A 13,674-nucleotide genomic window follows, 5' to 3' on the forward strand; every position below is an offset into this window, starting at 1 on the left:
GGCGCGTCGGTTTTAGACCAGCATGTCGTCGGCAATGCGGGCGCTGTTGTCCGCCTCGATGAACAGCCCGCCATCGTCACCGAAAACAAATGCGTTTGCCTCGTCGGCGATGTTGAAGTCCTTGTTGAAGATATCTGGGAAAGCCATAGTGGGTATCCTTTCGTTGCGTGGTGTGGACGGTGGTTGGAGCTTGTCCGTCCGTGTGCTTTACACGCTATGGCCAGCCCCCGTGCCCGATCGAGCTTTGTGACGCCAGTTACATCCTTATTCACCCCGCTAAAATCATAGACTTTCCAGCGTTTGCGCAGGCAACAGAGTTTCTCGCACTGAAAGCACTTATATTTCCGATAGACTGCCCACCCCCTACCTCCACCTGGAAGTATGTGCCTAAGTATCACTACAGGCGGTTTTACTATCGATAAAGTTGTGCCCAACTCGCCGTCACACCTGCTCTCCAATCACCGTCGCAATGGCATAGTCACCATCGTGGCTTAGCGAAACGTGCCACCGGATGTCTCCCAAACTTGCCACCACGATCGCAGCCAAAGGTTCGTGCAGCCGTAGCGCGGGCCTGGACCAGTGATCCTGCACTACCTCAATGTGCTGCCACACCAATTGCTCCGCTGTCACGGGGTTCGGACGACCATAAAGCCCCGCAGACCACGCTTTGATGAAAGCTTCCTTCACCGCCCACCGCCCGGCGAGGTGTTGGGCCTGATTCCCGGTCACCTCAGCTCGGCGCTGGGCTGCTCTCCACTCGGCAGCGGTGAAAGCTTCGCCAAAACTCGTGCCGGGTTCGCTCAGGAGCTCTGCAAACTGCGGCACGTTCACTAGGTCAGTCCCGATGCCCAGGATCACGATTGCCTATCCCGGCGCATCAGAGCCTTCACGGCACGGTCTGGGTGCTTCCTACGTAACCGAATGATCACGATTCGTCTCCCAGGAGCATCGCCGCTTCCTCGTCATCCGTCTCATAGATGCGCCCAGCAGGACGTTCGAACAACGGCGCATGCCCCAGCATGCCGGCTTCCCGTCGGCGCACGCCTTGGCGCAAACGCTGAGTAGCGCGTTCCTGCCACTGGGCGGCACTGTCCTCTCCCAGCTCCGTGGCCACCACGGCCTGGAAAGCCGCAGGATGAACCAGTACCACAACGGCGGAGACGTGTCCGAAGCCCAACGAGGTCAAAATGCCCGCTTTGATGGTCCGGTCCAGCTGCAGTGGCGAACGCGGCCACACGAGGAACAGCGAATCCTCCATCGCGGGATCCAAACAATCGAGCGCGCGGTTACCCGGTATCCGTCCCGTGCGGAACATGTCGGTAATACCCGCGACCTGAAATACCGCTGCACCACCTTTGGCATGACCGGTGAGTGTCTTTTGGGAAACCACGAACATTGGATTGCCCGGGGTGCGCCCCAGCGCCTTAGCCATTCGCGTATGCAGGTTGGCTTCGTTCGGATCATTCGCATTCGTCGACGTATCGTGCTTGGACACCACGGCGATGTCATCTGCAGTTACACCAAGCGCTTCCAGGTTCCCGCGTATCTGCGAGCTCTTCCTTACCGATGCCAACGCACCGATTCCGGGAGCTGGAATGGAGGTGTGGATACCGTCGGCGTACGACTGTGCGAACCCAACCACGCCATAGACCGGCAGCCCCATGCGGGCCGCGACTGCACCGCGGGCCAGCAATACGGTACCGCCACCTTGTGCTTCCACGAACCCACCGCGTCGGCGATCACCAGCGCGGGAATAGAAGCGCTCGCTAATCCCTTTAGCCGCCATGGCCTCCGAGTTCGCGGTCGCATTCATGTTGGCGAAGCCGGAAATGGACTCGACCGAAATGTCATCCACCGCACCGGCCACCACAAAGTCCGCTTTTCCGCAGCGGATCTTATCCATGCCTTCTTCAATCGAGACCGCGGCGGTGGCACACGCACCGACCGGATGGATCATGGAACCGTAACCGCCCACGAAGGATTGCATGGTGTGGGCCGCCACAACATTTGGCAAGGTCTCCTGCAGAATGTCCGATGGGATATCCTCCCCTAGGAATCGGTCCACAAAGAGCTTGCGCATGGAAGTCATGCCACCAAAACCCGTGCCCTGCGTCATCGCCACCTCGGCCGGGTGCACGGCCTCCAGCAGCTCGGACGGGCTAAAGCCGGCGGAGAGGAAAGCATCCACGGTGGCAACCAGGTTCCACACAGCCATCCTGTCGAGGGATTCCACCATGTCCTGCGGCACGCCCCAGCGGGTGGGATCAAAATCCGTGGGAAACTGCCCGCCCACGCGCCGGGCCAACGTCGCGCGACGGGGAACTCGCGAACGCGCCCCAGCCAACCGCGTGACCTGCCATTCACCGTCAACGTCAACGGCACGAGTGAATTGCGGGTCGGCCTCCACGAACGCTTTAGCATCGGCTTTGCTATCCACGCTAAAGGTCACATCGCGATCGAGGAACATTTCCACGGACTTCGGACTGTGGGGCCCTTCACCGTCGTTGGCAATCGCAGAATCCGTCACGAATGTGCGTACGCCGGAACGCGCCACAACCTCGTCTCGGTAGCGATCGAAAATCTCCGCCTCGTCAACGATCTGATCCTCTTGGTCGTACCACCCCGCCTTTGGGGTATCTTTCCAGGTCAACAGCCCGGTCATCCATGCCAGCTCCAGCACACCAGCCGCGGTGAGGTCCACGGTGCCATCGGATTGAATGCCATATTCCGCTTCAAAACGGGTGCGGCCGGAACCCCACGGGCTGACCTCGCCAAGGCCAACAATCACCACAGTCTCATCCAGCGTCGCAGTGGTCGTACCCCACGTCCCTGCAGGTTGGGTGGGTTGGTACGGGGTCGGCAGGGCATCGACAGTTGCCGGTTGTTCTTCCTCTTTGACCTTTTTATCCGACGCCACTTCCTCGAGCTCCCCGATATTTATTTCGCTTAGGCCGCCGGTCAGGTCGGCTTCGATGGGACACTTTCGTGCCTGGTGACGTGCCTGGGAGGTACACAGGGCCAGCAGTTCTTCGGAGATTTCCGCCGGGGTGAATACACGAACACCCGCGCGCTGTGCGGCCTCGACCAGTGGATCATTTCCTCCCATTAGCCCGGTGCCAGCGACCCAGCCGATGCGAGGATGCGCAATGGTGATCCGCTCCGCCCACGGTTCCACCTTCCACTTGTTCACGATGGCATCGAACGCGGCTTTGGTTTCGCCATATGCCCCATCGCCGCCGAACGTGCCCCGGTTTGGACTACCCGGCAAGACGACGTGCAGGCGGTGGGCGACGTTGGATTCCACGCCGATCCGGCCCAAGGCGGTCATGGAACGTTCCACGCTCCACAGCAGCAGGCGGGCCTGGTTTTCCGCGGCTGCGCCGGCATCTTCAACAGAGCCCATGACCGGTGGTGCGGCGAAGGGGAAATACAGGTCCGGGGTCAGTGCCGGCTTGGTGACCTTGACATCAGAGCCAACGGTTTCGGTCTGCTCATTGCCAATCCATTCCACGAGCGCATCCACGTCACGGTAGCTGGCTAGGTTCGCAGGTACCAGCCACAGCGCCGCACCTGCCCGCGCGTGGCGGCGGTACAAGTCTTTGACAAAGGAGAGCCGGCTGGAGGTGATTCGCGATGCGGTTGCCACCACTGTTGCGCCGCCTTCGAGCAATCGGGCGACCACACCACCGGCAATCGAATCGGGAGTCATACCGGTAACGACAGCCACCTGGCTGTGATATTCCCCAGGATTTGTGGAAGTGGCCGCGTTCGCTATGGAACGTAGCAGTTCAGAGGCTTCGGATCGTTCCGCCCACCACAGTGCTTGATCCGCCACGGCCTGCCCGGTACCGATGAAAGAATTGAGGTTGACGTCGAGTGCCTCACCTGTGCCCAGCCGCGCTACGTCCTCACGGGCTGTTGCCCAACGGTCATCGAAGAGGATAGCCCGGCGAGAGTCAAAACACGGAGAGACGAGTTGCGGCCAGGTGCTGCCCAACTCTGCTTCGACGGCCTCCATCACCGTGGCTGCGTCGTTATCCTCTGCAAAATCTGTGGACTCGGTGCTACCCAAACCCAGAGAATCAAGTAGATGGCGGGCGGTGGAAGCAAGAGAGCCCGTTATCTGTTCGCTGAAAGCATCCAGCGCGGCGGAGTCCACCGCTACCCCGTCGGCGCCAGAGGAAGCCGGCTTGGCTACAGAGATACCGTGAGCGGAACCGACCTGGGTAACGGCCTCGTCGATAAGGTCTTTTACTGCACTCATAGAGGCGACCTCCGTAGGCAACGTCGCGAGGTCGCCACCGCGGGCGGAAGCACCATCACGGGTACCCAACACGATGGCTGCGGTGGTGTGCGCGGCCCACCCATCGCCCAAGCCCCATTCAGTGGTGAGGTATTCACCGATGAAGGATTGCTTGGCACCAGAGGCACCGAAGAGCTTACGTACGCGGTCCTTGACGGCCTCGCCCAGGATGGGTCCGAATGCTGTGTAGTTGAATGCGGCTTTATCCACGGTGCCGGACAATGTGGCGACATCGGCTTCTGCCGCGCCTTCCACACTGGACAGGCCCAGTTCTGCGGACATGTCCATGAGCAACTGGTTCAGGCGGGAGGACACACCATTGGTCAAGGTGCCCGTCGTATCCGCATCACCTATCTGGTCGGCGCGGACCTTGTTGGAGTACGCAAGGAGAGTCTTGATGGCATCCGAGGCCCTGTAAGGCAGGGTCGGGATTTCCGCAGCCGGTGCAGCGGGCGTAGCAGACACGGCCTGTGCAGTAGCCACGGATGGGGAGGTTTGCGCGGCTTCCGCAGCTAACACAGGTGATGCGGCTGGTGCAGTTGGTGTGGCTGGTGCCTGGCCTGTAGCAGCTTGGTTCGTCGCTGGCCGATTGGCTGGTGGAGCCGAGTTTCCCTGGTTTGTAACTGCTTGGTTTGCAACCGCTTGGTTCGCCGCTGGCTGGTTCGTCGCTGGCTCGGTGGGGGCCTCCTCTCGCGGATCCTCGATCGTGTGAACGTCCTGCTGGTACACCAACTTCTCATCGCGCTGCACGTTCAACACGCGCACCGTGAGATCCGCAAATTGTGGCAACGCCAACGTCTTGGAGGCCAGGTTCGCCAACGTCGGGGCTGCGCCCAAACCGACCTCGATGTAATCCTCAACCTGCTTGTCACGCAGCAGCAGCTTTTGGGTTTCGATCCAGCGCACCGGGGAAGCAAATTGCCAGCACAGGAGCTCGATGAGCAGCATGCGACCCAGCTCATTGCGGTCTTGCACATCCCAATTCTCCAAGGCCTCCTTGATCGGCTCGGAAGGAACAACCTGCAGAATGGTCTCAGCGAACTCGCGAGTCAGTTCAAACGGGATGGCTACGAGGTTCGGAACGTAGTGTCCTTCCAGTGCTGAAATCTCAATGTGCTGTGGCAACAACTCAGTGAGGCGATCCCGGAATTCCCCCACGCCTCCGCGCAGTACTTGGGAGTGGAAAGGCACATCAATTCCCGGAACCAGCATAAACGCACCCTTGCCACCAGCTGCGGCGGCACGCTCGTTGGCGTCGAGTTCCAAAGCTTCGATGCCAGGGATAGTTCCGGCAACAGCGTACTGTTGGCCGGCCAAGTTGTAGTTGACGATCTCCAGGAACTCGCCGGTGCCGCGAGAGACCTCGGCGACGTATTGCTTGACGGCCTCATCAGTTGTAACCCCAAATTGGTTCGGACGAAGCGCGCCCATGCGGTAATTGGAGCGCCCTTGAGGATCCCGCTCAACCAAGTTGTGCATGGTGGATCCACGGTGGAATACCAGTTCCAATACGGTTTCTAGGTCAATGACCTGAGCGTAAGCGGATAGCGCGTTGTACTCACCCAAGGAGTGCCCAGCGAAGAACGCCCCGTCCGCTACTCCTCCGGCTTCGCGAAGGCGCGCCGTCTGGGCGAAAGCCAGCGTGGCCAGCGCGACCTGGGTAAATTGCGTGAGGTTGAGCACGCCCTCGGGATGCCGGTAGACGGTCTGCCCCGCGGTGAGTTCCGTGGGGTTATCGCGCACGACGGTGAGAATAGAAAAGCCCAGTGCACTGAGCGTGTGCGCATCGGCGCGCTCCCACACCTCCGCGGTGGCGCGGGAGTTGGCGCGTTCATTCAGACCCATGCCCTTGGACTGGATGCCTTGGCCTGGGTAGACGTATGCGGATCGTGGAATGTCCGTGGCGACGGTGGCCTGTGAGACCAGCTCCCCGTCGATAGAACACGTCACTTCCAGTACCAAACCACCCTGGGGTCGACGGCCGATACGTTCGACCTTTATCTCCACTTCGGCGTCCAGCGCAACCATGTTAAACATGCGGTATGTCCACCCAGTAATGCGGTAACCAGATTTGGCCACAGCGTGTTGGGCAGTAGCGGATAGCCACATTCCGTGCACCAGTGGCGCTTCGAGTCCAGCAACGGTGGCTGCGGCGTAGCTGGTGTGGATCGGATTGAAGTCACCGGAAACCCACGCGAACGGTGTCATGTTGCTCGGTGCTGTCACCACCTCGCGCAGCAACGTGGATCGCGGAGTGTCCTCCATCTTTTCTACGCCCCCTGCGAATGCTGGCTCACTGGGCTTATCCGTACCGAATGCACGGCCACGAATCGCGAAACGCTCGGTGAAAGTGCCCAATAGTTCACCTTCGATGCGAAGCTCCAGGTTGACCTGCACGACACGACCAGAAGACGATTCCTGTACAGATTCTGCCCAGCTAATCACGTCCACCCGGGCGGCATCCAGTCCGTCGACGGGGCGTGAGAAACTGACAGTGTGGTCTAGGTGCACCGCATTGAGCAACCCCTCGATAACTGGGTAATCGTTCACGCGTGCAGACCCCAGTGCGGCATAAATCGCTGGCCAGCATGGCCCCAATAGTGCGTCGGGAACAATGCGGGCGGTGGCCATATCCGCGCCCGTCACAGCCGTGTGATCAGGGCCGAGGTTGTCGGTGAGATGGAAGGCGTAGTGTGCCTCCCCGTACGGAGAACGTTCGGACGGCACCATCGCAGGCATGGCCGTGATCTCATCGTGAGTAACGGACGTGTTGCCCACACCCGCAGTGCCTGCGAGCAATGCATACATGGATTCTGGTAAGCGATCTTCATCCACAATCGGCAGGCCGCCATCGACAACGGAAGTCGGCAGTAACAGTGGCACCACCAGTTCACGCACGGCGTGCGCATCGGCTTGTGATCCGTCCCAGTACGTATCCAGTTTCACCGTGAGGGTTGCGGAGACAGTAGCCCGTCCGATGTCTTCTGGGTTGTCAATCACCAAGTCATAGCAACTCAGGTTGTGTGCTGGGTTATCCATGACGTGCCCGGTCCAGGAGATGAATGGGGCAGCTTGAATGAGCTCCTCGGCGGTGGTGGCCGAAGCCAAACGGGAGACCACCGGGGTCGACTTCCCAAGACGTGCCCGCACCGCCTGTTCAAACCGGTTCAAAATTGTGCCAATGGGTTCATTCTTCGTCGTAATGCCACGCACAGAAACTGGCCCGGGAATCACACGGACAGCGGAGGCCTCGTAACGGTCATCTTGCGACTGCCACAGACAATCCTGTCCCCACGCACGCAGCAGATCGTCATCCAGAACGGGCACGAAGCCCATCGGCTTTGGGTATTTACGGCACAGTGATACGAACCAGGCAGCATCTAGACTTGTGAGGGTAAGTTTCTCCGCGTGAGGATAGGCCGCGATGAGCTTGTCGGCGGCGCTGAAGGCCTGGTCGGCGTCGTCCACAAAAGGAAAAAGAGTTGTCACCGGTCCGTGATCCGCCGGCGATAAACGAGCCTCAACCCGTTGCAGCAATTCCCAGTAGCGCTGGGACCAGGAGGGATCGACCCATGGATAGGACAGTTCAGCGAAGCGCCGGACCACCTGCGCGTAAGTCATCTCAGGTAAATCGCCGAAGTACGGCTTCGCGGTCTTGTTAAGTGCTTCAATGATCTCATCGCGACGGGCATTGATGCGGTCCATATCGCCTTCGACCTCGGCGATAAGGCGAGCGCAGGCGGCGGCATCGTTATCGATCTCGTACATGTCCGCGCGCAAGTGGGAAAGGCCAGAGCGGACACCACCTCCCTCCCACTCATTGCCTGCGACACCAGGGGTGGCCACCAACAAGTCCTTGACCGGCTCAGTAGTTCGGGCTTCTTTGGCCGTCATGGCCGCAGTGCCGATGAGTACCCCGTCAACCGGCATCTTCTGCATGTTGTGATCTAAGGACCATTCACCGGAGATGAAATCCGCAGCACGATCCGGGGTGCCAATTCCGCCGCCCACGCACAGGATGACGTTATCGTGGCGCCGGATCTCCGCGTATGTGTTCAGCAGCAGGTCATCGAGGCTTTCCCACGAGTGGTGACCACCGGCATGGCCATCTTCCACATGCAAAATGACCGTGGTTGGGACGGTTTCGGCGATGGCCAGGCATTGACGAATCTGGGACTTGGTGCCGGGTTTAAAGCACACATACCGGAAACCTTGGGATTGCAGTTCCTCGATCAGCTGAGGAGCCTCGTCCAACTCCGGGATACCGGCCGAAACAACCACACCGTCGATGGGTGCACCGGATTCGCGCGCCTTGCCCACGATCCGCTGAGCACCGAACTGCAGGTTCCACAGGTAACGGTCCATAAACATCGCGTTGAATTTGGCTGTACGACCGGGATCTAACTGCTCCTTTAGGTCCGCGAGGTTCCTAGCGAAAACCTCTGCGGTGACCTGTCCACCACCGGCCAACTCTGCCCAGAACCCTGCATTGGCCGCGGCAGAGACGATCTCCGGATCAACCGTGGTCGGGGTCATCCCCGCGAGGATGATAGGCGAGTTGCCGGTAAGGCGGCTGAAGGCAGTTTCAACGGCTTCACCGGTGGGCAGCTGCACCGCGCGCGGAGCATAACGAGACCAATCGGTGGTGCGCGGTGGTAGATTCCCAACGGTGGCCAGGCGGTCGATCTCATCAAGGGTGTGCGCGCGGGCAATGCCCACACCGGTTCCCTCCACGTTGTCTTCCGTGAGGCGGCTGCGCCCAGGGCCTAACTCGATCAGCCATTGTGCACCGGCCACGCCACGGAGCTCCGCGGGCCAGTCAATGTGGTCCGTCATGACGGTGCGGGCGTAGGTTTCTGCCAGTTCAAGAGGCAGATCACATGCCTTGGCCCAAGTGATGACCTGCTCCACACCGTCGCTGAGCATGGAGTGATGGAACGGCGCTGCGACTTCTAAATACTCCGCGTTCACGTCAGCATTCAGTGTGCGCTTCACCAGTTCCAGATCAGATGGCTTTCCGGAAACCACGTGACGGGTCCGGCCGTTCACTAGGGCCAGCTCCACACCAGTACCGTCAATGGCCGCACGGACTTCCGCAGTACCCAGCCCTTCAATCGCCAGCATGGGCGGGGTGGATAGGCCGCGGGAGGCGCGGGAGGTTGCAGCGCCGATGAGGCGCGCGATGGCGAGTACTTCCGCGGGATTATCCGATTGAACCATGCCCACTCCCAACACACCCTGGGAATGTCCCAGTATGGCAATGGGCTGGTTGGCCGCAACATCCAAACCGGCATTGATAAGGGCCCGGTACTGCAGGTACTGGGTAACGGTGATTCCGGGGACGGATAGTGCCGCGTTCACCCCATTGGGGTCGTGGGCTAGGCGCTGCCCGCTCAGTGTGCCGGCGCTCACGGCAACAAGCTGCGGGGCGACGGGTGCAAGCAGGTCATCGGAGGCGCGCAGCAGCCCGCCGAAGATAGAACACAATTGTGGGTCTGCGATCTGGGAGCGTAACAGCTCCTGCCATGGGCTAGATTGCCCGGCCATAACGATCGCGTACTTATCACCTGAGGTGTTCAGGTGAGCGAGGAAACTAGTGGGTGCCATAGAGGTGAAGTCCTAAGAATGTGTGGTTGGAAAGAGGGATGTACCGCAAAGATGTAACGCGGTTGAGCAGGGGTTAACGCCGCAGGAAACCAGGTGGTAAAACGCAATGGGTCTTGCACCACGAGAAGCCAACTGGTTGAAAACGAGGTTTACAACGGGCCGTTGTTATGGCGCTTGAGGCCACTGTGAGTGCGGTCTTTGGTCCGCAACACTTCGAGTGATTCGGCAATGGCTTGGCGGGTGCCTTCTGGCGAAATGATTCCGTCCAGCTCGCCGGTTGCCACGGACAGGTTTGGGTTGATGTTCTGGGCCGCATATTCCTCTGCCAATTCCTTGGCTTTGGCTGCCATTGCGGCGGGGGCTGGGCCCGCAGCCTTGATCTCCCGACGGTTCAAAATACTCACTGCCCCGTCGGCGCCCATCACGGCGATTTCTGCATCGGGCCAGGCATAGGCGAAATCGGCGCCGATGGACTTGGACCCCATGACGATATAAGCCCCACCGTATGCCTTGCGCAGAGTGATGGTGACTAACGGTACGGTCGCGTTAGCGTAAGCGAAGATCAATTTGGCACCGCGACGAATGATGCCGGCCTGTTCTTGATCGGCTCCCGGGCGGTAGCCCGGCACGTCAACGAGAGTCACTACCGGCAAGCCAAAGGCATCGCAGCAACGCACAAACCGCGCAGCCTTTTCGGACGAATCCACGTCCAACGTACCGGCATTGTGCATCGGCTGGTCGGCAACGATACCCACGGACTCACCGTTAATGCAGGCAAAGCCAATGATGATAGATGGGGCGAAATGTTCTTGGACCTGTACAAATTCCCCGTGATCCACGAGGGATTCCACCACGTCCACCATGTTGTAGGGCTGACGGGAATTATCGGGCACCAAATCCTTCACGGCCGCTGCGGCTTTTTCGTCGGCAGCAGAAGGTTTGTATGTGTAGCTCGGTGGCATCTCGTCACAGTGGCTGGGCAAATATGTCAACAAGCTGCGGACGTACCCGAACGCGTCTTCTTCGTCCTCACCCAGGTAATGGGCAACACCGGATTGCACGTTGTGCAGCTCGGCACCACCAAGGTCCGCGGAGCTAACGTCCTCCCCTGTGACTGCGCGCACGACATCGGGGCCGGTGACGAACATGTGAGAGTTCTCTCGAGTCATGATGACAAAGTCGGTCAGCGCTGGTGAATACACCGCGCCGCCGGCACTGGGGCCCAAGATCAAGGAAATCTGCGGGATCATTCCGGAGGCTTTGCAGGAGCGCCGGAAGATGCGACCGTATTCAGACAACCCCTGTACACCTTCCTGGATACGCGCCCCGCCAGAATCCAGAATGGAAATGACGGGTATCCGCATGGCCATTGCCTTATCCAGGAGAGAGCAGATCTTCACACCCTCGACTTTCCCCAGCGTGCCACCCTGGATAGAAAAATCCTGGACGTAGAGCGCAACCTTGCGGCCGTCGATCTCCCCGAATCCAGTAATAACCGCAGCGCCCAAAAAACCTTGCGTGACGTCGCCGCCATGGAACCGTCCAAACTCCACAAAGGAATCCTCGTCCAACAAGCTGGCAATGCGCTCGCGTGCGGTTTTCTTGCCTTTTGCATGCTGAGTTTTCTTCGCTTTGCGCTCGGCTGCGGCCGAGGCCGAAGCGTAGTCAATGCGGTTTTTACTACCGACGGGTGGATGTGCGTGCCCTTCAGAATCCGCGGACATGCCTGGGTCGACGGTCGGTGGCAGGTTCAGGGGGGCTTTCTTGCGGCCCAGAACCCGGCTGACTTGCAGACGCAGTGATTGAATCCCCATTTATGCCTCCTTCTCGGTAGCGATCTTGAGCAGCGGGGTGCCTGCGGGAACGTTTTGGGACACATCCACGAGGATTTCCTCGACCACCCCAGTGGCGGTGGAATGGATGTATTTCTCCATCTTCATGGCCTCAATCACGATGAGGACATCCCCTTCTACGACCCTCTGACCTGGTTCAACGGGCACGCGCACGACGATGGCCTGCATCGGGGAAGCAACCACGCCATCTGCGCCAACGGCCCCATCACCCCCCGCGGTGGCGCCGTTCCTCTTGGAGGAACCCCGACGGGGTTGCTGCGGTTTCTCCTCTCCCCCTCCGGTACGGAGTAACCCTGCTGGCAAGGTAAGCGTGTGTCGACGTCCGTCGATTTCTATAGGCAGGTGCAGGGTTTCTTGTTCTTCTTTTTCGACGCCACTTTCAGCGAAAGGAGCCGGCAGCTCACACTGTGGCAAAAATTCTTCTTCGAGCCACTTCGTGCCCACGGCGAAGTCTTCGGCAAAGTCGGGGTGGGTTAGGATTCGTTCTAACAGTGGCGCTGGCGTGGCCACGCCCTCAATGGTCAGCTCGGTGAGAGCGCGTAGGCAGCGCTTAATGGTGGTAGGACGATCTGGTCCAGTGACGATGAGTTTGGCGATCATGGAGTCGAAATCCGGCGTGACACTATCTCCTTCGCGAACACCGGTCTCGATACGTATGCCGTGCCCCATGGGCCAATTCAATGTGGTGATGGTGCCTGCCGTGGGGGTGAGATCGGCGCCCGGGTCTTCGGAGGTGATACGCAATTCCACGGAATGCCCGCGGGGCTCGGGAACCTGGGGAAGCTGTTTTCCGTCGGCAATGCGAATTTGCTGGGTGACGAGGTCGAGGCCAGTGATTTCTTCGGAAACAGTGTGTTCCACCTGGAGGCGTGGGTTGACCTCGAGGAAATAGACTTCGTCTCCCTTAACCAAGAATTCGCAGGTGCCGAGGCCTTGGTATTCCGTGTAGCGAAAGAGCTTACGGGACCAATCACGGACGGTTCTTTCGGCAGTTTCGGTGAGAAATGGGGCGGGGGCTTCTTCGATGAGCTTTTGATTTCGGCGCTGTACTGAACAGTCGCGGGTAGTCACGACGGCGAAGTCACCATGAGCGTCTGCCATACATTGGGTTTCCACGTGGCGCCCGTTTTCCACGAATTTTTCCAGGAAGAACGCATCCATGTCAGAGCCGTCGTGGCGGACGCCGAATTCTTCGACGTCCGTTGGTGTGCGCATGATTTCAATACCGCGCCCGCCTCCGCCATCGGAGCGTTTGGCGACGATAGGCAGGCCGTGGGTATCGATGAAGCTGCGGAGCGTTGCCATGCTATCGACGGGATCGTTAGTCCCCGGCACAGGTTGTACTCCCGCGATGAGTGCTGTGCGGCGGGCCGAGATCTTGTCTCCAAGTTGATTGATTGTGTTGGCCGAAGGGCCGATCCACACCAATCCGGCATCGGTGACCGCGTGGGCGACATCGGCGATTTCAGAGAGGAATCCGTAACCGGGATGCAACGCATCGGCGTTACTTCGGCGGGCGATCTCCAAGATTTTGCCCAAATTCAGGTAGGTCTCCCCTACGGTACCGCCGCCTAGAGAATATGCCTCATCCGCGAGTTGCACCGCGGGAGAATCCCTGTCTGCATCTGCGTATACAGCGATTGCTTTCAACCCCAGGTCGTGGACTGTGCGGATGATTCGTGCCGCGATTTCGCCGCGGTTGGCCACTAAAATCCGTGTGATCATCTATTGCCCTTCCGGATTAGTGATTTCGGTGGTTGGTTTATCCTCAAGACCTCCGCGGCCCCTACAGGAGGTCGCGGAGGTGCGTTGAGGAATGGGCAAAACTCTAGGAACGCTTGCGACAACTCCCCCACCTAGCAACACAACTCTTGCCCCCGCTGTTGTGGCCTGCACAACCGGGGCAGCGTG

Annotated in this window: 5 protein-coding genes; all 5 read right to left on the reverse strand. The window is 59.6% G+C overall.

Features of this window, described 5'->3' with window-relative positions:
- Nucleotides 1–12 precede the first annotated feature (12 nt).
- Nucleotides 13–147: a hypothetical protein gene (locus HMPREF3098_RS11965; RefSeq protein ID WP_256364842.1), complete on the reverse strand. Its 135-nt coding sequence runs from the start codon at nt 145–147 to the stop codon at nt 13–15.
- Between the two features lie 294 nt (nt 148–441).
- Nucleotides 442–855 (reverse strand): holo-ACP synthase AcpS, encoded by a 414-nt coding sequence (locus HMPREF3098_RS02260; protein ID WP_035115343.1) that lies wholly within the window; start codon nt 853–855, stop codon nt 442–444.
- A gap of 70 nt (nt 856–925) precedes the next feature.
- Nucleotides 926–9,910: a type I polyketide synthase gene (locus tag HMPREF3098_RS02265; RefSeq protein ID WP_070433832.1), complete on the reverse strand. Its 8,985-nt coding sequence runs from the start codon at nt 9,908–9,910 to the stop codon at nt 926–928.
- A gap of 149 nt (nt 9,911–10,059) precedes the next feature.
- Nucleotides 10,060–11,724 carry an acyl-CoA carboxylase subunit beta gene (locus HMPREF3098_RS02270; protein WP_235700807.1) on the reverse strand — a complete coding sequence of 555 codons (1,665 nt, stop codon included), beginning with the start codon at nt 11,722–11,724 and terminating at the stop codon, nt 10,060–10,062.
- The gene (locus tag HMPREF3098_RS02275) at nt 11,725–13,488 is read right to left on the reverse strand and encodes an acetyl/propionyl/methylcrotonyl-CoA carboxylase subunit alpha (protein WP_070433833.1); all 1,764 of its coding nucleotides are present in this window, start codon (nt 13,486–13,488) and stop codon (nt 11,725–11,727) included.
- Nucleotides 13,489–13,674: the final 186 nt, after the last annotated feature.

It is taken from the genome of Corynebacterium sp. HMSC28B08 (assembly GCF_001806865.1).
Classification (GTDB): domain Bacteria; phylum Actinomycetota; class Actinomycetes; order Mycobacteriales; family Mycobacteriaceae; genus Corynebacterium; species Corynebacterium auriscanis.

What these genes read in the sequence shown, in the direction of transcription:
- HMPREF3098_RS11965 (WP_256364842.1), bottom strand. Translation starts at nt 147, where the DNA reads ATGGCTTTCCCAGATATCTTCAACAAGGACTTCAACATCGCCGACGAG.
- HMPREF3098_RS02265 (WP_070433832.1), bottom strand. Translation starts at nt 9,910, where the DNA reads ATGGCACCCACTAGTTTCCTCGCTCACCTGAACACCTCAGGTGATAAG.
- HMPREF3098_RS02270 (WP_235700807.1), bottom strand. Translation starts at nt 11,724, where the DNA reads ATGGGGATTCAATCACTGCGTCTGCAAGTCAGCCGGGTTCTGGGCCGC.
- HMPREF3098_RS02275 (WP_070433833.1), bottom strand. Translation starts at nt 13,488, where the DNA reads ATGATCACACGGATTTTAGTGGCCAACCGCGGCGAAATCGCGGCACGA.